This window comes from Microbacterium sp. SLBN-111, from assembly GCF_049739645.1.
Classification (GTDB): Bacteria; Actinomycetota; Actinomycetes; order Actinomycetales; family Microbacteriaceae; genus Microbacterium.
This window is the reverse complement of sequence record NZ_JBMGQH010000001.1, coordinates 2,323,300-2,343,382: the sequence shown is the minus strand read 5'-3', so window position 1 is coordinate 2,343,382 and position 20,083 is coordinate 2,323,300. Positions and strand designations below refer to the sequence as shown.

At 72.9% G+C, this 20,083-nt stretch carries 10 protein-coding genes and 2 pseudogenes; 1 reads left to right on the top strand and 11 read right to left on the bottom strand.

The genetic code is table 11. The features are described 5' to 3' along the window. Positions 1-59: 59 nt before the first annotated feature. The 11 genes and pseudogenes from RKD05_RS10790 to RKD05_RS10740 form a co-directional block, all read right to left on the bottom strand. The gene (locus RKD05_RS10790; protein WP_424709969.1) at positions 60-4,502 is read right to left on the bottom strand and encodes an FtsK/SpoIIIE domain-containing protein; all 4,443 of its coding nucleotides are present in this window, start codon (positions 4,500-4,502) and stop codon (positions 60-62) included. Then, positions 4,499-5,242: a hypothetical protein gene (locus tag RKD05_RS10785; protein WP_424709968.1), complete on the bottom strand. Its 744-nt coding sequence runs from the start codon at positions 5,240-5,242 to the stop codon at positions 4,499-4,501. The genes RKD05_RS10790 and RKD05_RS10785 overlap by 4 nt, the downstream gene beginning before the upstream one ends. Beyond that, positions 5,230-6,816, bottom strand: a complete 1,587-nt coding sequence (locus RKD05_RS10780; protein WP_424709967.1) for a serine/threonine-protein kinase — start codon at positions 6,814-6,816, stop codon at positions 5,230-5,232. Before RKD05_RS10780 ends, RKD05_RS10785 begins: the two co-directional genes overlap by 13 nt. Further along, positions 6,813-8,138, bottom strand: a complete 1,326-nt coding sequence (locus RKD05_RS10775; protein ID WP_424709965.1) for an FHA domain-containing protein — start codon at positions 8,136-8,138, stop codon at positions 6,813-6,815. The genes RKD05_RS10780 and RKD05_RS10775 overlap by 4 nt, the downstream gene beginning before the upstream one ends. Continuing rightward, positions 8,125-8,967: a PP2C family protein-serine/threonine phosphatase gene (locus RKD05_RS10770; protein WP_424709963.1), complete on the bottom strand. Its 843-nt coding sequence runs from the start codon at positions 8,965-8,967 to the stop codon at positions 8,125-8,127. Before RKD05_RS10770 ends, RKD05_RS10775 begins: the two co-directional genes overlap by 14 nt. Continuing rightward, positions 8,928-11,198 carry a transglutaminaseTgpA domain-containing protein gene (locus RKD05_RS10765; protein WP_424709961.1) on the bottom strand — a complete coding sequence of 757 codons (2,271 nt, stop codon included), beginning with the start codon at positions 11,196-11,198 and terminating at the stop codon, positions 8,928-8,930. The genes RKD05_RS10770 and RKD05_RS10765 overlap by 40 nt, the downstream gene beginning before the upstream one ends. Beyond that, on the bottom strand, positions 11,195-12,433 hold the full coding sequence (locus RKD05_RS10760; protein WP_424709959.1) for a DUF58 domain-containing protein: 1,239 nt from the start codon (positions 12,431-12,433) through the stop codon (positions 11,195-11,197). Before RKD05_RS10760 ends, RKD05_RS10765 begins: the two co-directional genes overlap by 4 nt. Beyond that, on the bottom strand, positions 12,430-13,404 hold the full coding sequence (locus tag RKD05_RS10755) for an AAA family ATPase (protein WP_424709958.1): 975 nt from the start codon (positions 13,402-13,404) through the stop codon (positions 12,430-12,432). The genes RKD05_RS10760 and RKD05_RS10755 overlap by 4 nt, the downstream gene beginning before the upstream one ends. Positions 13,405-13,429: 25 nt before the next feature. Then, positions 13,430-14,131 (bottom strand): hypothetical protein, encoded by a 702-nt coding sequence (locus tag RKD05_RS10750; protein WP_424711893.1) that lies wholly within the window; start codon positions 14,129-14,131, stop codon positions 13,430-13,432. Between the two features lie 183 nt (positions 14,132-14,314). Next, positions 14,315-15,538: pseudogene (locus tag RKD05_RS10745) on the bottom strand (fibronectin type III domain-containing protein); the annotation flags it as partial. Between the two features lie 481 nt (positions 15,539-16,019). Continuing rightward, positions 16,020-19,538 (bottom strand): annotated as a pseudogene (locus tag RKD05_RS10740) (Ig-like domain-containing protein); the annotation flags it as partial. Here RKD05_RS10740 and RKD05_RS10735 point away from each other — a divergent pair. Further along, positions 19,537-20,073 carry a helix-turn-helix domain-containing protein gene (locus RKD05_RS10735; protein WP_424709957.1) on the top strand — a complete coding sequence of 179 codons (537 nt, stop codon included), beginning with the start codon at positions 19,537-19,539 and terminating at the stop codon, positions 20,071-20,073. The pseudogene RKD05_RS10740 and the gene RKD05_RS10735 sit on opposite strands and share 2 nt — an antisense overlap. Positions 20,074-20,083 lie beyond the last annotated feature (10 nt).

Here is a 20,083-nt window from a genome sequence, read left to right as displayed (position 1 = left end):
TGAGGCGAGGTTATGAGCGGTCGCGACGTGTCGGCGATGGGGAACAAGCACCATGCCCGTCACTGTCGCTGCCACGCGATCTGGACCTTGTGCGACCGACCTCGTTCGATGAGGAATCCCCGACCGGCAGGGAAATCGGCGCGACGGATGCGACCGAGCGGGAGACCGAACAGGACGTCGCCGTCCATGTCCGTCGGGGCCAGCGCGAGCCCGCGTCGAGCGGCTTTGAAGGGGCCGGACAGCGTGTAGGCCTGGCCCCAGCTCGACGACTCCCCCTCACCGACCACGAACTGCTCCTCCCGCGCGGCCAACCGCACGAGACGGTCGAGCTCGTACTCGGCCTCGGTCCCGGTGAACTCGGGGAGGGACTCCACGAACAGCGCGAGCCGGCCCGCCGATCCCGCCTCGATCGCCTCGCTGAGGCGGCCGGCGAGCGCGGCGACCTCCGCGGGACTCTGTGCCCGCTCCGCCCACTCGAGCGCAGCGAGGGAGCTGCGCCGCGGGGCCAGGAGGACGCATCGGCGCGACGCGTCCGCCATCCGCACCGCTGTGGCGAGGGTTCCGAGTGCCGTCGTCCTCCCAGAAGCCGGCGGGCCGCTCAGGAGGAACGCCCCGCGGACCGCGATCGTCGCGGGTCCGAGGGACAGATCGTCGAGCCCGACGACGGCCGTGCCCGGGGCGCCGACCGGCAGCGAGCGCAGCTCGACGTCATCGGGCAGGCGGGCGATCCCCGGAGCGGGAGCCATCCCGGACCGCGCGACGCTGTGCGCGAGCTGCTCGAGGGCCCGCGCCTGGACGGCGACGTTACTGGACTCGCCGAGGACCGCGATCTGCACTTCCCGGTCGTCCAGAATCCCCCGCCCCGGAGGGGATGCCGGAGAGAGGATGTCGCGGGGCACCCCCAGGAGGAGATATTCCTCGTCCGTGGCCATGCGCAGGACGATGCGCCGTTGGACGGTCGAGGCGATCGAGGCCGGCAGCGCGTTCGGACGGTCGCCCGCCACCACGATGTGGACACCCACCCCGCGACCGTCCGCGGCGATCTGCGCGAAGGCTGTGAACCACGACGAGCGATGGGCGGGACCGAACTCGTACTGCTCCTTGAACGTGCCGATCCCGTCCACCAGCAGCAGGATGCGCGGTTCCTCCGGGGCGTCGGCGTTCCTGCGGTACTCCCCGATCGTGTCCGCCCGCGACGCGGCGTACCGCGCGGAGCGCTCGACGACGACGTCCCGCAGCATCCGGATCGTCCGGATGACGCGCTCCTCGTCATCGCCCTGCACGACGGCCCCGACGTGACCGAGCCCCTCGAGCATCGCGAGGCCGCGCGAGGCGAAGTCCAGCGCGTACACGTGCGTGGGACCGCCGTTGCGGCGGGTCGCGGCGGCCGCGACCGCGATCGTCCGCAGCACCGTGCTCTTGCCCGAGCCACCCGTGCCGAACACCGCGAGGTTGCCGTCCACGTCGGGCTGATAGAACGCGGGAGGCTGCGCCTGCAGCTCCGGCGCGTCCCACACGCCCAGCGGCAACCGCTCGTCGGTGCGCGGGTTCGGGAGACGGCTGAAGCTGTACAGCGCCGCCAGCTCGTCCAACCACGGTCGGCGGGGAGCGGGCAGCGACAGTCGCTGGGCCGCGCGGCGCACGGAGGACACGATCCGAGTGATGTCGGTCGGCCCCTCCTCGACGGTCTCGACCTCCTCCACCTGCGGCGCCTCCCAGACGTGCGGCGCCTCGAAGTCGAGCTGGGCGATGTCGATCCGCGGCGGCGGCGTCTCGCCGGTCGTGCGGCCTCCGGCGTACCCCGTCTGGAAGGCCGCCAGTCGGCCAGGGCCACGTTTGGCGGCGGCACGGCCGGGCACCGAGGGATCGAAGAACGCGGCCATGCGATCGCCCAGGATGTCCATCGAGTCCTCGGCGTCCGCCAGCCGCAGCGCGATCCGGAGGTTCGTGTTGGCACGGAGGTTGTCGGTGATGACTCCGGCCGGCCGTTGCGTCGCGAGCACCAGGTGCAGTCCGAGGGAGCGTCCGCGCTGGGCGACGTCGACCACTCCGTCGACGAACTCCGGGACCTCCTGCGCGAGGGCGGCGAACTCGTCCACCACGATCACCAGGCTCGGCGGGCAGTCGGGGTCGCCCGAACGCTCCAGCGTCGCAAGGTCCTTCGCCTTCTTGGCGACGAGCACGTGCTCGCGGTGCCGCAGCTCCGCCTTCAACGACGTCAGTGCGCGGCGCACCAGGTGCGGCGAGAGGTCCGTCACGAGACCGACCTGATGCGGCAGGTCGAGGCAGTCCGCGAACGCCGAGCCGCCTTTGTAGTCGACGAACAGGAAGGTCAGTCGGTCGGGGCTGTGCGCGGTGGCCATGCCGAGCACCCACGACTGCAGGAACTCGCTCTTGCCGGCACCCGTCGTGCCGCCCACGAGGGCGTGCGGCCCGTCGGCCCGGAGGTCGAGCACGAACGGCTGCGTCCCGGCGTGGCCCACGACCGCGCGCAGAGTCCCCGGCTTGGACCGTCGACGCGGTCCCGAGCCGTCCCGCACGATCAACGAATCGTTCTGCCGCCACCGTTCCACGACGACCTCGGGATCGTCGAGGATCTCGGGTCCGATGAGCGCGGGGTACGAAACGGCCCGCGGCAGGTCGGAATCGTCGGCCTCCGGCACGCCGACGTCCACCACCGGAGAGAGCATCCGCGCGAGCTGCTCCGCCACGGCCGCCGTGCACGACTCCAGGGCGACGGGGGCGATGCTCTCCCCCGTCCGCACCTGTCCGACCAGGCCGACACCGCGTTCGCCCCCCACCTCGACGAAGCTCCGGCACGCGGCCGGAAGGTCTTCGACGCGCGGAGCCACCCAGATCACGTGCACCCCGGCATCCGGCCCCCGTTCCGCCACTCGGGTCAGCCGCGCCCGGTCCACGGGCGCCGCGTTGTCGATCACGAGCACGATGGCGGGGAGGGGAGCCGCCTCGATCCGCTCCGGCACACCGGTCTCGCCCTCGGCGACGACGCGTCCGCGCGGGGCGGGAGCGTCGCCGGCGAGACGTTCGTCGATGACGCCCTCCACGGCGGAGAGCAGATCGGATGCCACCGACCGCTGGGCCGCGAGATGGGGCACGGCGAGCGGGCTGTGCGAGGAGCTGGTGTGCGGCATCCACTTCACCCACTCCCACTCCGCTCGGGCGGCGGGCGACACGATCGCGGCGAGCACGACCTCGGCCGGGGAATGCTTCAGCAGCAGCTGGAGAACGCCCGCGCGTGCGACCGACGCGACGTCCCCCGCGCCGGCGTACCCGAGCGACCCGGCGCGCGGGAGCTCGACGGACACGGGCACGTCATCGATCGTGGCGGCGCGCGCGACCGTGGCGGCCACGCGGACGGCCGCGTCGACGGGAGCCTGGTGGAGCGGAGGGGCTTCCACCCGCACGCGGGAGGCGACGCGGCCGGCGCCCACGGTGAGCGTCAGATAGGTCGGCGACTCGGGGCGCTCGGACCACAACAGCGGCCCGAGCCGCTGCGCATCGGTCACGAGCTCGGCGCACGAGGGCAGCTCTCGCCGCCGCTGGGCCCGCTCGTCATCGTGCGCCCGTTCGATCTCCCCGTCGATGTGGTCGAGCGCCGCCTGGAACACCGCGTTCTCCGCCCGGAACTTCCGCCGCGCCGCCAGCCGCTGGTCGATGACCCCGCCGATGAGCAGCAGCGGGCTCAGCGCGACGAGGATGACACCCAGCACCTGGTGCGTGACGGCCCAGATGACGGCCCCCATGAGCAGCGGCGCGACCAGTGCCAGCCACGGCAGTCGCTGCCGTTCCGCGGGCGTCGGGGGCTGCGGGGCCGGCAGGACGACCTCGCGCCGCGGCGGGACGACCCGCGGACCGCGCACGTGGTCGATCTGGCTCGTCAGTCCCGCCGCCTCGGTGCGCCGGATCACCACGACCGACAGCGTCGTGTCGCCGAGGGTGAGCAGATCGGTGGATGCCAGCACCCCCCGCGCCACGGCGGCACCGCCGATCAGCACGCCGTTGGCCGAGTTCTCGTCGATGACCTCGATGTGGTCGCCGACGTTGACGCGCGCGTGACGCTTGGACACCATCGGGTCGCTCAGCCGGACGTCGGCGGTGTGGTCGCGCCCGATGAGGCTCGACCCGACACCGAGGGGGAACTCCCGGCCGGCGTCGGGCCCGCTCAGGACACGGACGATCGCCACCGCATCGGCGGACGACACCGGCTGGAAGACGCCCTCGGCACCCACGACCTCCACGAACGCGCCCGACAGCAGCCCCGAATCGACGATCGTCGTCGACGGCTGCAGGGTCCGGCCACCGCCGGCCGCTCCCCCGACGTCGGCGACGTGCAGCGTCACTTCTCCCGCCGTCGACGCGCCCCCGAGCGGATCGGCGAGGACGAGGGTCCGCGCGATGTCGCCGACGGTGGCCGTGGCATCCGCCGTCACGTTCAGGTCGCGACTCTGTCCCGAGCGCCGCAGGGTGAGTTTGAGCTTCATTCCTCGTCCGTCTTCAGATCGAGCAGGGGCAGGTCGGCGCGGGTGACGAGCCGGGAGGCGATCGCGTACTCCACGAGGCGGATGCGGCGGTTGGTGGCGTAGGCGCGCACCCCACCGCGCAGGCCCTGGACGCCGAGCCGGTCGAGCTTGTCGCACACGTTGTCGAGCTTCCGGTTGAAGCGCGTGGTGGCCCACCCGAGGCGCGCCGCGGCGCGCACGCTGGTGGGGATCTCGCCGAGACCGGTCCCGTCGCGGCGGAGCAGCGGCTCCGCGAGCGCCACGATGAGCTGTCGCTGCGACACCGTCAGGGTGACGTCGTCGCCGATCGTGGTCGTCCCCTCGCTCGCGGCCGGGTGCGTTTCGCTGAACACCGGTTCGGCGACGTAGATCGAGAGCTCGTACGTGGTGGGTCCCGCGGTGAAGACCGCGGTGGTCCGGCCGAAGACCAGCGGCAGGCGCGCGCCGGGAGCGAGCCACGACTGCAGCCGCCCCGCACCGTCGGTCACGGTCACCGACAGGCGACTGCCGACGTTGGCCAACAGCCACAGCCCCTCGAACTCCGACACCTGCAGGAGCCGGCGGTGGAGGAACGGGTTGTCGTCGATGGCCAGGTCCGCCTCCCGTCCGACGCTGAAGGTCTCCCCGGGCAGCACGGTGAACCACTCGCCGCAGTACTCCAGGTGCAGACCCGGCTCGGGCCCGAGATCGGTGGCCTGGCTCGTCCCCGTCATGGTGCGCATCCCTCCACCCCCGTGGCCGAGGCGGTGCCGTCGGCGCGACGCAGCAGCACCTCGATGCACGTCCGGCCGCTGGCATCCACCGGGACCTGCACGGTGGGTGTGGCCACCTCCGCGAACGTCGTCTCCGTCCCGGGCACGACGGTCCGCCAGAGGTAGGCGTCGCCGGGCTGCGGGTCGGGGTTGGTCCAGGTGAAGTCGACGCCCGCGTCGGTCACGCGCCCCGTGAGTCCCGTCACCTGCACCGGACGGGAGTCCGGCTCGGCGTCCACCGGGTCGGCGGCCGTCGTCGCCCCGCTCTGCGGTTCAGGGGGCGGTGCCGTCAGAGCGGCGGCGACCGCGCCGCCGGCGGCGAGGAGGACGACGCCCGCGGCGACCGCCGTGAGGACGAGGGGTCGGCGACTGCGGCCCGTGGACGGCGGCGCGGGGGCGTCGTCCGCGACGGGCGCGGCCGGGGGTCGCACGATCGTGTCCTGGGGCGCGGGGGCGGCGGGCACTCCCCACGACGGCGCCGCGGGGGCGGCGGGTGGGCGCCGGAGGGTGGCATCCATCACTCCCGGGAGCGACGTCGTCGGTGTCCGGGCCGTGTCCGCGACCGGCGGGAAGGCGGGGGCCGGAGCCGGCGCGGGTGCGGGAACGGACTGCGCGTCGATGCTCGTGATGCCGCGGAACCGGGTGGCCTTCTCCTCCCCCTCGTCCTCGAACGGCAGGATGTCGTCTTCCTCGACATCGATCGGCGTCTCCTGCATGCCGTGCAGGATCTGCACGTGCTGCAGGGCGCGCCCGAACTCGAGCGCCGTCGCGTAGCGGGCGGCCGGATCCTTCGCCATCGCGCGGGCCAGCACCGCCTCCAGCGCTGCGGAGACGTCGCCGCGGCCGGTCGGCGGCAGCGCCATCGTCTGGATCCGAGGAACCATGTCGATCTCGCCGTTGGATCCGCCCGGGATTTCGAACGGCTGGCGATCGGTGAGGAGCGTGTACAGGGTCGCGGCGAGCGAATACACGTCGGAAGCCGGTCCGGTGTAGCCCCCGCGGACGAAGGATTCCGGCGGCGACCAGGGGATGCTGAAGCCCGCCACCGTCGAGGCCGCCGACCCGGCGATGCCGAAGTCGGTGAGCTTGGGCTTGTCGTACTTGGTGACGAGGATGTTCGCGGGCTTGATGTCGCGATGCAGGATGCCGAACCGGTGGGCCGTCTCCACGGCTCCCGCGATCTGCACCCCGATGCGGAGCGTCTCGGCCTCCGAGAACCGCTCCCGGCGGTGCCGCACCTGCAGGTTGGGTCGGGAGCAGTACTCCATCACCAGGAACGGGCGCCCGTCCGCGGAGACACCGGTCTCGTAGACGGACACGATGTGCGGGTGCGCCGCCAGGCCCGCCATCAGGTTGGCCTCGGCGGTGAACCCCTCGACCGTGGCGGCGTCGAGCCGGTGCGCGTGCATCACCTTCACGGCGACCTCGCGCTCGGGATGCCGCTGACGGAACAGGAACACGTCGGCGAAGCCGCCCGAGCCGAGCGACCGGATCTGCTCGAAGCCCGGGAGCTCGGGGGGCGCTGCCTGCGCGGGACGGTTCATCGCAGCCCCTCGAAGGAGAGGACGACCCCGTCGCCGAGGTCGAGCCGGTCGCCGCCGACGAGGAGGGTCGCGGCCCCCGGGTGCATGCGGACGGGGTCGGCCCCGAGGCGCAGAAGCCGGGTGCCGTTCGTGGAGTTCAGGTCGACGGCCAGCACGTCCGCACCCTCGACCCGGATCTCGAGGTGCCGGCGGGAGATCTCCCCCGACGGGCTCGCGACGGCGATGAGGTGGGGAACCGCGCTGCTCGTGCGCACGGCGCTGGGGCGCACGCCGACGACCGCGCCCCGATCGAGCACGGTGCGCTCACCTGTCGGCAGGATCAGGACGGCGTGGGAAGCGGCCGGCACCGCGGGCGGGAAGGCCAGGCCTGCCGACGGCAACGCCGGGGCCGAGCCGCTCATGAGCGCGGCGAACTGCTCCGCCGAGAGGGTGAGCCCGTCGTGGTCGCCCGCGGGTTCCGGAAGCGGGGGCGGGAGCGGCGCACCGGGCCGCGGAATCGACCCGATCGGGGCGACCGCGTCGTGCTCGTCGGTCGCCGCGCGCACGGCCGCGTCCTCGACGCTCGTCAGCCGCGTCATCCCGAAGACGAGATCGTCGTACGTGGTCGTCCCCTCCTCCACCGGCAGCTCGGCGAGCGGTGCGGTCGGCGGCGTGGCGGGCGCCTGCGGAGGGAAGGGCGCCGAGACGGAGTCCGTCGTCGCGAACGTGACGTCGGGCCGGATCTGGGTCTCGAGGGAGGGGGGCACGACCGGGGCGGGAGGTTCGGACTCGACCGGCACGGGGAGTTCGGGCTCGACCGGGGCGGGTGCGGCGAGGGGTTCGGGAGGTTCGGGCGCGGGCGCGGGGGGCGGCGGAGGCAGGGCCGGGAGAGGGATGTCGCGGGGCACCGTGCCGGTCGAGATCGCCGCCGCCCGGACCACGCCGCTGCGGATCGGCAGCGTCACGGCCCCGGCGGACACTGCACCCGCCGCGGAGAGGGCGACGGCGCCCGCATCGATGAGACGGCGCTCGGTCCAGAAGGTCGGCGCGTCGGCGGTGATCGTCTCTCCGCCGCCCAGGCGGGCCTCGAACGCGCCGCGGACGACGACCCGCGTCGCGGCATCGGCGTCCGGGTCACCGTCCGTCACGGCGAAGGCGAACCCGGGGAGCCGCGCGATGCCGTACTCCTCCACGATCACCTCGAGGACCTCAGCGAGACCGCCGCCGTCCTCGAGCGTCCGCCACAACCTCTCGACCACCGGGAGGGCGGTGTCCTCCGCGAGCAGTCCCACTCCGCGCCCGCCGCTCAGGGCATAGGCGTCGCCGGGCTCATACCTCGACACGTTCGTCCTCCTCCGGGTGAGGTGCGCGCGGCACGGTGTCCTCGTCCAGGTCGTCCGCGGCGGCCTCGTCCGACAACCGCGCGTCGACGACGACAACCGTGACGTTGTCCCGCCCTCCGCGCGCGAGCGCCTCGCGGACGAGCCGTTGCGCCGCGCCCGACGCGGTGGGCTCCGACGCCAGCACGGCCGTGATGACCTCGACGGGAACCTCCTTCGGGAGACCGTCGGAGCACACCAGGATGCGCTCGCCGTGCCGGACCGGCAGCAGCCAGTAGTCCGGGAGACCCACCGAACCGGCGCCGACGGCACGCGTGATCACGTGCCGCTGCGGGTGCCGTTCGGCCTCCGCCGAGCTGATGGTGCCCTCGTCCACGAGGTCCTGCACCGCGGAGTGGTCGATGCTGATCTGATCGAGCTCGCCCCGCAGGAAGCGGTAGGTCCGCGAGTCGCCGATGTTGAGCACGAGCCAGTGCGGCACACCGCGCTCTTCGCACACGGCGACGCCGGAGAGCGTGGTCCCGGGGGCGGGCGACCCGGACGAGATCTCCCCCACGCCCGCGACGGCGTCCTCGAAGGCCCGCCGCACGTCGTCCGCGCCGACCTGACGTCGGCCGACGAGCGACCGGAAGCTCTCCACCGCCCGGCGGCTGGCATCCGCTCCCCCGGCGTGCCCGCCCATGCCGTCGGCCACGAGGAACACCGGGGTGCCGACCAGGTAGGCGTCCTCGTTCGTGGCCCGGCGCGTTCCCGGGTCGGAGCACGCGCCCCAGCTGAGCTCCATCGCCACCGTCACGATCGGCGCCCCCGTCGACGGAAGAGCGTCGACCACACCGACGCCGGGAAGAAGCGCGCGGCGAGCCGCCGGCGCCAGCGGACGGACCGACGGATGCCGCCGACCGCCGTGTCGACGTCGTTCCAGTACGCGGCCACCTCGGCGTCGCTGGGCGTCCCCGCCCCGAACACGCCGGCGTCGGCGCGGACGGCGAGCGCCCCCACCCCCGCCTCGGGGAAACGCTCGTCGAGGGCCGCAGCCTGCTCGCGTCGGGTCGCACCCGCGCCGACGGGCGTCCCGGTGTCCCGAGCCGTGTCGACGAGTTCGGCCCAGCCGCCCGCCATCCGCTCGGCGTGGTCGTCGCCGCCGGCCCGCCGCCGCCGACGGCGCGCGCGAAGGATGCCGAGGAACACCGACGGGCCGAACAGCACCACGACGGCGCCGAGCGACCAGCCCGCGATCTGCAACGTCGTCCACAGCCACGCGAGGTCCGTCGTCGTCTGGTCGGCGCGCGCGTCCTCCACCGGCGGGGCCGGGGGAAGCTGCGCCGGTTCCTGCGGCTGGTCCGGCGGCTGCGCGACCTGGGCGCGCGGCTTCTGGCGCTGCTCGGGCACCTGCTCCTGCGGAACCTTGTCCTCGGCGGGGGTGGGCCAGAAGGGCACCCACCCGTAGCCCTCGAACGGCACCTCGACCCACGCGTGCAGCTGCTCGCCGGTGACGTCGACGGTCCCGCCGGGCAGGCCCTCGTTCTTGCCCGAGAAGCCCATGACCACGCGCACCGGGAGTCCGAGCTGCGACACCATGAGCGCCATCGCCACGGCGTACTGCTCGTCGTCCCCGACCATCTGGGGCTGGGAGAACAGGTCGCTCTCGCGCGCCAGGTTGTGCCCCGACCGCGACGCGACCTGCCCCTCGAGGCCGTGCGAGAAGTAGCCGTTGGTCTGGAAGTACGCCTCGATCGCGCGCACCTGTGCGGCGGGCGTCTCGGCTCCCTCGGTGGCGGTGTCGACCGCCGCGACGAGGTCGTCGGGCACGCGCTGCGGGGCCGGGGTCGTGACCGGCGACACCGCGGCATCCTCCAGCTGCTCCTCCGTGGGCGCGGCGGGGATCACGGTGTCGAAGGCGTACGTGTCGCCCTCGGCCATCCCCGTGGTCACCAGCGCGGTGCCGGTGGCCGCGTTGTAGTGCAGCGCGCCGTCGCGCTCGACCGCGTCGGACCCGTCGAACCCCACCGAAGTGAGGTAGCCCACGGTCGGCATCCACACGCCGTGCAGGGCCCCCATCGTCACCTGGACGTGGGCGGGCGCACCGGATGCCACCGGCTCGATGCGCCGCCCCACCCGGGCGAACGTGCCGGCGCCCGACCCGGCACCCGACACCGAGTAGACGACGCCGTCGTAGGAGTCGAGGGTCGCAAGACGGATCCGCGCGCCCTGGGGCAGGCCGGAGAGCGTGAACAGCGTGCCGTCGTCCTGCGCCTCCTTCGTGTACTTCCGGAACACCGTCAGGGGCGAGGCGTAGTCGTGCAGTTCGAGTGGCGGCACGACGTGATCGCGGACCACCTGCCGGTCGCCGAGCGGCGCCGCCGTCGCCGCGGCCGCGCCGACCGCGCCCGCACCCGCGACGATCGCCGCGATGGAGACGCCCGCGACCACCGGCAGCGCGACCGACCGCGTCGGCGCCGGGCCGGCGGCATCCACGGGGTCCGTCGACCGCGCGCGCCGCGTGCGCCAGACGGACCAGGCGAGCGCGACGACCCCGAAAGCGGCGCCGACGGCGGCGGGGGCGACGCTGTCGAACGTCGACAGGGCGATCGCGGCGACGAGCGCGGCACCGGGAACAAGCAGAGCGACAGCGAAGAGTCGGGCGCGGAGGGCGAGGGACACCGACACGACCGAAGCCAGCAGCGCGAGCACGAGGGGAACGACGTACATCGACTCCACGCCGGCGAACGGCGGAGGGAGGGTCAGGGCTTCCTTCCACACCCGCACGACGCCGGTGGCCGAAGCGATCAGCGTGTCCAGGGTCGGGACGACGCCCCACAGCGCTTGAGACGGGAAGGCCAGCGCGCTGCTCACGAGGAAGTACGCCACGACGACCGTCGCCGCGACGACCAGGACCGACCAGCGCCGGGCGGCGCCGACGACGGCGAGCGCCGTCCCGACGAGGATCGCCCCGCCCGCGGTCACCCAGAACCGCGCGTCCTGGAACGCCGACCACAGCGGCAGCAGCGCGAGCGCGACGAGCGCGCACATCGCCGTGGCATCCACGATCCACCGGCGGCTCATTCGGACACCGCCCGGAGCGCGGCGGGAAGCTGTTCGAGCTCGGCGACGTCGGCGAAGACGAGGTCGCCGAGGACTCGCCGCGCCGGTTGCTCGTGCCGGGTGGCGCGGACGGCGACCGACCGCGCGGTGATCGGGGCCCGCAGCGACGCCGCGCGCAGATCCGCGAGCGCACCGGCGGCGCCGGTCACGAACACGACGACCGAAGCACCGGGGGCGGCGGTCGCGATCGCGCGGGCCGCGCGGGCGATGCCGGTCCCGGAGGGCCGCGCCTCGATGCCCGACAGGGCGTCCATGAACGTGCGCTCCCCGTGCAGCGCGAGCGTCCCCTCGTGCGTCAGCACCGTGAGGGTCTTGCCGCCGCGCAGCGCGGACAGGCCCACCGAACCGACCGTCGAGACGGCGAGTTCGAACTCGTCCTCGTCGGCGTAGTCGTCCAGGTCGGTGGACAGCACCACGAGCAGGTGCGACCGGCGGGTCTGCTCGAACTGCCGGATCATCAGCGTCTGCGTGCGCGCCGTCGACACCCAGTGCACGTGCCGCAGGTCGTCCCCCGCCGAATACTCGCGGAGCGCGTGGAACGACATGTCGTCGTCGGCGAGATCGCGCGTGGGCAGGCCCTCGAGATCGCGCAGGATGCCGGTGGTCTCGCTGTCGATCACGACCACGCGGGGGTGGATGTAGAGGAGCTCCGGCTCCGTCCAGGCGACCTCGCGCCGGAGCGCCCCCACCGGGTCGGTGCGGACCGAGGTCACCGGCCCGAGCGTGAGGATCGCGCGGCGCACGGTCGGCACCGTGAACAGCTCGTCGTACTCCTGCCCGGGGGCGAGCCGTGGCATCCGAAATTCCGGACGGGCCGCCCCCACCGGGAGACGGACCGTCGTCGCCGGCGAGGTACGGCGTCCCGCGCCCCGCACGACGAGGCGTCCCACGGCGCGCTCCCCCACCCGCACGCGGTGCGCGGCGAGTTCGATCGCGACGTCGTACACCGGTCGGATCAGCACGAACGGGATCGCGGATGCCACGACGAGCACGGCCCCGAGCCCGAGCGCCGCCAGTTCTCCCCAGCCGAAGGCCCCGCCCACAACGAGCGCGAGGACCGCGACGGCGACGAGGCTCCATCCGAGCGTCGTGGCGACCCGGAGCCGCGCGCGGACGACGACCCAGACGCGGCGCACGACGACACCCACGCGGGCAGCGACGGCCCGGGCGAGGGAGAACAGGCGGCCGCGCATCATGCCGCCGAGCTGCGGGACTGCGGAGCAGCGATCGCGGCGAGGGCGCGCCCCACGACGGCCTCGGGCGTGGCGCCGGCGAACTCGGCCTCGGGGTCCATGACGAGTCGGTGCTCCCAGACGGGGCCGGCGAGCGCCTTGATGTCGTCGGGGACGACGTAGCCGCGCCCCTCCGACGCGGCCCACACCTTGGCCGCCCGGATCATGGCGAGCGAACCGCGCACCGAGACGCCGAGTCGGGTGCTCGGGTCGCGGCGCGTCTCCTCGGCCAGCTGCGCGGTGTAGCGCAGGACCGCGGGGTCCACGTGCACGTCGGTGAGGAGCTGCGAGATCTCGGCGATGAGCTGCGTGGTGACGATGGGCGACAGGCTCGCCGACCGGTCCTTCACCGCCGCGCCCGACAGGATGAGCTCGGCCGCCGCCAGGTCGGGATAGCCGATGCTCGTCTTGATGAGGAAGCGGTCGAGCTGCGCCTCGGGGAGCTTGTACGTTCCCGCCTGCTCGATCGGGTTCTGCGTCGCGATCACGAGGAACGGGCGGCCGACCGAATGCGGCACGCCCTCTACCGTGACGCGGCCCTCCTCCATGACCTCCAGCAGCGCGGACTGCGTCTTCGGCGAGGCGCGGTTGATCTCGTCCGCCAGCACGATCGAGGCGAAGATCGGCCCCTGCCGGAACTGGAACTCCCCCGTCTTCTGCGCGTAGATGACGGTTCCCGTCACGTCGGACGGCAGCAGGTCGGGAGTGAACTGGATGCGACTGTTCGTGCCCTGCACAGTGGCGGCGAGCGCCTTCGCGAGCTGGGTCTTGCCGGTCCCCGGCGCGTCCTCCAGGAGCACGTGCCCCTCCGCGAGGAACGCCGTCAGCACCAGCCGGACGACCCCGGGCTTGCCGAGCACGGCGAGTCCCACGTTGTCGCTGAGCTTCTGGAACGTGTCGGCGAACCAGGTGATCTGTTCTTGGGTGATTGTCATCGTCGTGACCTCTCATCTGGTTGGTTCATCGGCCCGTGACCCACTCCTTGCTGAAGATCTCCAGGGAGAATGGCTTGTCGTCCCCCAGCCGCCCGTGCGTGTCCGGGCAGTCGATGCGGACAGAGCCGTTTTCCGGAATGGCGACGTTGGCTACCGCCCCGGCGTAGTTCGCGCCGGCAACGCCGTCCCATTTGCGGTCCTCGTACTTCGAGGCGGCCCAACACCGGACCTCGTAGGTCCCGGCCTGGTAGCTCTGGAAGTTCAGCGTCGCGGACTTGCCGGAGATGTTCGTGATCCATGCCTTTGTCGGCGGCGGATCATTCGCCTGCCCTGTCCGCGAATCGGACGTCGTGCCCGCCTCGTTCGTGTAGGAGAGGTTGAGCGTGTAGGACTCGCTCGGCTGCAGTCCGTCCTTCGTCCAGGAGAGGCGCCCCTCGCCGCCGACCGGCGCGTTCGTGCCGGTGATCGGCCGACCGTTGGCGTTCACCGTCCAGACGAACTGCACGGCACGGTCCTGCCGGTTCACCTGTTCGAAGGTGAGGATCGGCTTCCCGAACGGGACGGCCTCGTTGGAGCGGGTCTCCGCGCCGGGCGAGACGCCCTGGACCGAGGAGGTCGCCCAGACACTGATCGTGTAGGTCGCGCCGTTGGCGAGGCCGCCGATCGATCCGCCGGACGGGGGAAGGGTGCCCTGCGCCCCAGTCTGGTCGATCCGGTAGTGGTACACGATCTCACTGGACCGCGAACCGTTCAGCGGACCGGGCGTGATCTCGACACCGACCGACTGGTCGCGCGGAGTCAACACCACGTTCGCCGGTGCCCCGGGCGCGACCGCGCCCCGTCGGGGCGCCGAATCGGCACTCGCCGCCGAGTCGCCGGCCTTGTTCCGCGCGGTCACCGAGAATGCGTAGTCCGTCTCGCTGGTGTCCACGACGACGTTCTGGGCGGTCGCGGTCGTGGCGATCGTGTTGACGATGGTCCCACCGCGCTTCACCGTGAGCGTGTAGCCCGATACGCGGTCGCCGTTCTCGTCGGCGGGTGCGGCCCACGACACACCGATCTGCGCCTGCGCCCCGACCGGAGTCGCCGGTGTCGTCGTCGGTGTGCCCGGCGCGCTCGGCACGCCCGCGGGGACGACTGCCGCCGAGTACGGGCTCCATTCGCTCGGGTCCGGCGCGCGGTTCACCGCCTGCACGCGCACCTGGTAGGCGACGCCGTTCTGCAGACCGTCCCACACGATGCTCGTTCCGCCGACGCCGGTGCGCTGGATCGGGCCGGTCGCCGGGGCCGGCGAGATCTCGAGGTTGTACGACGTCACCGGCGACCCGGTCGAGCGCGGAGCGGCCCACGTGACCGTGAGACTCCGGTCGCCGAACACGGTCGTCGGGGAGGCCGGGGTGTCGGGGCGGGCGTCCGGGCGCGCGGGTGCCGACGCGGGCGACGGATCGGAATCCCCGACCTCGTTGGTGGCGATGACCGTGAACGTGTATTCGACGTCGTTCGTGAGCCCGTCGAGCGTGCAGGTCGTCGACGCACAGGTCTTGCTGTACCCCTGCGGGGAGCTCACCTTGTACCCGGTGATCGCCGACCCGTTGTTGGTGGGCGTCGACCACGACAGCACCACGGTGCGGTCCTGGATCGACGTGACCGTGGGGGTGCCGGGCGCTCCCGGGCGGCCCTGCACCGTGAGCAGGATCCGGCCGTCGACCTGGCGCTCCGCCGACTTCGTGGCATCCCCGATCCGGTAGCTCACGACCATGGTGCCGACGAAGTCCGACGCGGGCGTCACGTCGACGCGGCCGCCGTTCACGACCGCCGTGCCCTGTCCGCTGTCGACGCGCGCCGAGATCAGCTCGAGCGGTCCCTTGTCGGCGAACGGGTTGATGTCGTTCGCGAGCGCGTCGACGCTCGTCGTGCGGCCCTGGTCGGCCCGCGCGATCACGTCGTCGTTGGCGACGGGGAACGGGCGCTGCGACACGACGGCACTGAGGGCGATCGAGCCCCGCGCCGGGCGCGGAGGTGCCGTCCGAGGCGAGGACGCGCACGGTGCCGGTGGCTCCGGCTGCCACGTCGGCGTCCGCCGAGACCTCGAGCGTCCGCCCCGAGATCGAGGCGCGGAAGCCCGCCGGCACATCGCCGTCGATCGAGAACGTGAGCTTCTCCTCGTCGCCCTCGTCGGGGTCGCGCGTGAGGCGCCCGAGGTCGAGCTTCTGGCTGCCTTCGCCCGGGGCGACCTGGACGGAGGCGTTGCGCATGATCGGCGACTGGTTCTCGGCCGGGACGACGGTGATCGGGATCGACACGTAGCCGGAGAGCCCCTGCGGGTCGTCCGGACCGGTGCCGTCGGTCACGAGCACCCCGAGCGAGTCGCGGCCGAAGAAGCCCGCGGCCGAGCGGTACTCGAGCGTGTGCTCGTCGACGATCATGGGCGAGCCGTCGGCGTGACCGGCGCGGACCGAGTCCGCCGTGGCGATGCGCGGCTCGCGCCCGGGACGCACGTGCACCTGGTCGGCGAGCGTGATGCGTACCGTCTCTCCGCTGGTGACGGTCACGGGCTCGGTCGTCGCGAGCGTCGGCACCAGCGCGTCGAGGCCGGGCACGAAGACGAACGCCTGCGCCGACTGCGAATCCGCGTCCTCGATCCGGTAGCGGATGATCTGCGGCGTCGGCTGCAGCGTCACCGTGAGGACACCACCGGTGCCGACCGTCACCGTGGAATCGCTCGTCGTCACGCGGAGGTCGTCGACGGTGCCGTCCGGGTCCTCGTCGTTCTCGAGGACGTTCACGTCGACGGTCGGAGCGGACGTGATCTGCCCCGGAGGAACTCGGTCGTCGCGGGCGATCGGCGCCACCGCGGGCGCGTTCGGGTCGACCGTGACGAGGAGCGCGCCCACGGCGGTCGCGCCGTACGAGTCGGCGATCGTGTACGAGAAGGTGTACTGCCCCGGAGTCTCGGGAGCCGTGACGACGACGCGTCCGCCGAGGATCTCGGCATCCACTCCTTCGGGGGCCGTCAGCCCGTTCGGGTCGATCGAGATCGGATCGCCGTCGGGGTCGGAGTCGTTCGCCGTCACGGGCACGGCGACGCGGCGCCCCGGCTTGACGGTGACGGTGTCCTTGACGGCGTACGGCGCCTGGTTGTCGTAGCCGGGCGCGGCCACGCCGACCACGACGGTGCTCTGCGCCTCGGCACCCAGGCGGTCGCGCACCGTGTAGGTGAACGTGTCGCGCCCCGTGGCATCCGGGTAGGCCTCGTACACGAACCAGCTGTCGCCGGTGGTCACCGTGCCCTTCTGCGGATTGGATGCCACCCCCACCAGCTCCACCGAGTCGCCGTCCGTGTCGATACCGGTCAGCGGGATCGCGATGCGCACGGTGTTCCCGGCGATGACGCGCGCGGTCACGGGCTTCGGCCGCGGGGCGGAGTTGCTGCCCTGGTCGGCGGGGAGCACCTGGATCGTGAGGTAACCGGCGGTGCGGTTCTGCTGGCTGTCGGAGACCTCGTACGTCGCGTGCACGGTGCCCGGCTCCGCGCCGGCCTGGAAGCGGATCCGGTCGCCGTCGACGAAGATCGCGTTCTTGTCGGGCGCGTCGGTCTCGACGAACGTCGGCTCGAGCCGCAGCGTGTCGTTGTCGGGGCTGTAGTCGTTCGCGAGCACCGGGGACGAGACGACGTCGCCCACCCGCACCACGGCGGTGTCGTCGACGGTGACGGGCGGCCGCAACTGTGCGGGCAGGGGCACGGGCATGACCAGCACCTCGCCGGTCGCGCTCTGCGTTCCGTTGGAGACGGTGTACGTCAGCGTCACCGGCCCCGACAGACCCGAGAGGTCGGTGACCCGCAGGATCCGGTTCTCGAGGACCTCGACCGACACCCCGGCCGTCGGGGGGACGTGGGCGGTCTGGACGACCAGGATGCCGCCCGCCGGGTCGACGTCGTTGGCGAGCACGTCGACGAGGGTCGACCGCCCCGTCGGCAGGAGCGCGAGGTCGCGCACCGCGACCGGCGGCAGCGGGGAGGCCCCCGCCGCGACGACGTCGATGCGCACGATGCCGACCGCCGAATGCGGGCCGTCCGTGACGAGGTACTGCACGTAGTACGTGCCGGGCTGCTCGGCGACGAAGTCGAACGTTCCGGCCGTGAAGTCGGGGGTGATCGTCGCGCCCGGGACGGTGTCGTGCTTCGACAGACGCAGCTGCCGTCCCGTCGGGCTGAGGTCGTTGTCGAGGGGCGCCACGGTGACGGGGACACCGGCCACGGCCGTGACGCGGTCGGCGTTGGCGACCGGGTTGAGCGTGTCCGTGGGACGCACGTCGACCCGCAGCACGCCTTCGGTGGTCTCCCGCCCGTCCGACACGACGAGCGTGACCTCGTGGATGCCGGTCTGAGCGGTCGCGGCCGTGTACTCCAGCACGCCGTTGCTGCGGAACGTGACCTGGTCACCGCCGTCCACGGTCGCGCTCTGCAGGAAGACGTCGTCGCCGTCGGGGTCGCTCCACGCGTCGAGGACGCCGTAGGTGAGGGACGCACCGGCCTCCACGAGGACCGTGTCGATGCGCTTCTGCACCGGCGGTTCGTTGACGTCGGGCGGACGCACGGTGACCGTCGCGGTCGCCTCGGCCGTGCCTCCCCGGCCGTCGTCCACCCGGTACCGGAGGGCCGTCGCCCCGCTCGCGTTCGCCGGCACCGAGGCCTGCAGTGCGGCACCGCCCAGCACGGGCTGCACGTCCCACCCCGACGGCGGGTCGTTCACCAGCGACGCGGAAAGCAGATCGCCGTCCGGGTCGGTGTCGTTCTCGGTCACCCGGAGGATCGTGGTCCGGCCCGCGCGGACGCCGTACTGATCGTCGACCGCGGTGGGCGGCGTGTTCTGCGCGCTCCGCTCGGGCAGATCGAACTGCGGCTTCTCGTCCTGGGACTGCTCCTCCTGCGCGTCGTCAGAGGCCGGCGGGACGACCTCGTCCCAGTTCTCGATGCGGAGGGCGTTCTGCTCGACGGCCCACACCGTGCCGGCGACGGTGTCATTGACGACCACGACCCGGCGGTTGGCGCGCAGCACCAGGTGCGCGTCCGGGGTGGTCTCGATCGTGAGCTGAACGTCGTCGGCCGTTCCCGGGCAGTCGCGCACGTAGGCTCCCGTGCCGCTCCAGACGGCGTACGCGCAGCCTCCGACCACCACGGGTGCCGAAGGGACGCCCTTCGCCACGGTGGCGACGGTCTCCGGCGTGCCCCCGCCGAGCGGCTCGCGCAACAGGGCCGTGGGCGTGGCGACGTAGACGGAGTCGGCGTCGGCGCCGGCCTCCTGCAGCCGCGCGCCCGCCCCGTCCGGCAGCTCGACCGCCGTCCCGCCCGGGGTGTACAGCGTGCCCGACGCGGTGTCGAGGGCGACGCCCTGCTCCCCCACCGCCGTCGTCGCCAGCGCGGCGTCGTCCGCGAGCTTCGGGAGTGCCTGCGACCGGGCCTCGCCCGTGCCCGAGTCGATCGTCAGCAGGGCGGCGTCCCGCGCGGAGGCGGCGACGATGTGCGCGCCGGAGCGCGAGACGGCCACGGCACCGCCGTCGCCGATGTCCGCCGCCGCGGCATCCGGGTCGAAGGTCGTTCCGGTGAGCGACGTCGAAGGAACGGTGTACACGTGCCCGGCGGCGAGGACCGCGAAGGTCGTTCCACCGAGCGCGACGACCGACTTCTCCGGGAGCGTCGCGTCGTTGCCGAGCGCGACGCTGGCGGGATCGACGAGCGTGAGGGTGGAGTTCACCGCGTCCACGACGCCGACGGTGTCGCCGTCCTGCAGGATGTCGAAGTCCGCCGCCCGCGTGCGGAGCGCGCCGTCGAGCAGGCGGGACGGGTAGTTCAGGTGCCCGACGAGCAGGTCGGAGGTCTTCGTGACCCACACGCCGCCGTCGTCGAGCTCCAGGTCGGCCGTGGGGATTCCCGGATGCAGTGCGGCGAGCGTCGAGATGGTCACGGCGGCCGCCGTCAGCGTCGCCCCCGACGCGACAGCACCCCTCCGGCGCCACAGCCAGCTGATCCCCAATGCCCTATCCCCCCGGATGATGTGAGGTCCGTTGACCTCGGTACCGGGGCCAAGTAGAGCGCAGAGGCCCCGGTCGCCCCCATGGGGAGAATTCACCATGTATCTTCGCCGTGGGGGCAGGAATCATCCGTTCCGGACGTATCCGGAAATTCCGATCGATCTTTCGGGGGGAAGAACGATGAACGAGAACGACATCCATGGGGGGATGTCCGCGCACGCGACACACGACGTGGCGGACTTCGCGGCGGGCCTGCGCCGGCTCCGGCTGGAAGCCGGCAGTCCGACGTTGGCGCACCTGCAGCATTCGACGGGGATCTCCCGCACGGTGATCTCCGAAGCGCTGTCCGGTCGAACGCTTCCGAGTGAGCGCACGGTCAATGCGCTCGTGCGGGTGCTGGGCGGAGACCCGGGCGCGGCGCTGCGGCAACGGGCGGAGCTGGCGCGCGGGGCCGCGGTGAGAACGGCCTCCGTCCCCGTCGTGCGCGAGGCCGTCGGAAGCAGCGACCCGCGCCCCGCAGATGCGTTGGCGGTGGCCGTCGCGACGTTCGCGGCGGGCTGCCTCGTGAGCGTGGGGAGCTGGGCCGCCGTCCGCGCACTGGGCTCGCGGCGCCCGCTGCGACACCGACGCCGGTAGAGGTACCGCG

Coding starts and splice junctions, on each gene's coding strand:
- RKD05_RS10790 (WP_424709969.1), bottom strand. CDS start 4,502: ATGAAGCTCAAACTCACCCTGCGGCGCTCGGGACAGAGTCGCGACCTG.
- RKD05_RS10785 (WP_424709968.1), bottom strand. CDS start 5,242: ATGCGCACCATGACGGGGACGAGCCAGGCCACCGATCTCGGGCCCGAG.
- RKD05_RS10780 (WP_424709967.1), bottom strand. CDS start 6,816: ATGAACCGTCCCGCGCAGGCAGCGCCCCCCGAGCTCCCGGGCTTCGAG.
- RKD05_RS10765 (WP_424709961.1), bottom strand. CDS start 11,198: ATGAGCCGCCGGTGGATCGTGGATGCCACGGCGATGTGCGCGCTCGTC.
- RKD05_RS10760 (WP_424709959.1), bottom strand. CDS start 12,433: ATGATGCGCGGCCGCCTGTTCTCCCTCGCCCGGGCCGTCGCTGCCCGC.
- RKD05_RS10755 (WP_424709958.1), bottom strand. CDS start 13,404: ATGACAATCACCCAAGAACAGATCACCTGGTTCGCCGACACGTTCCAG.
- RKD05_RS10735 (WP_424709957.1), top strand. CDS start 19,537: ATGTATCTTCGCCGTGGGGGCAGGAATCATCCGTTCCGGACGTATCCG.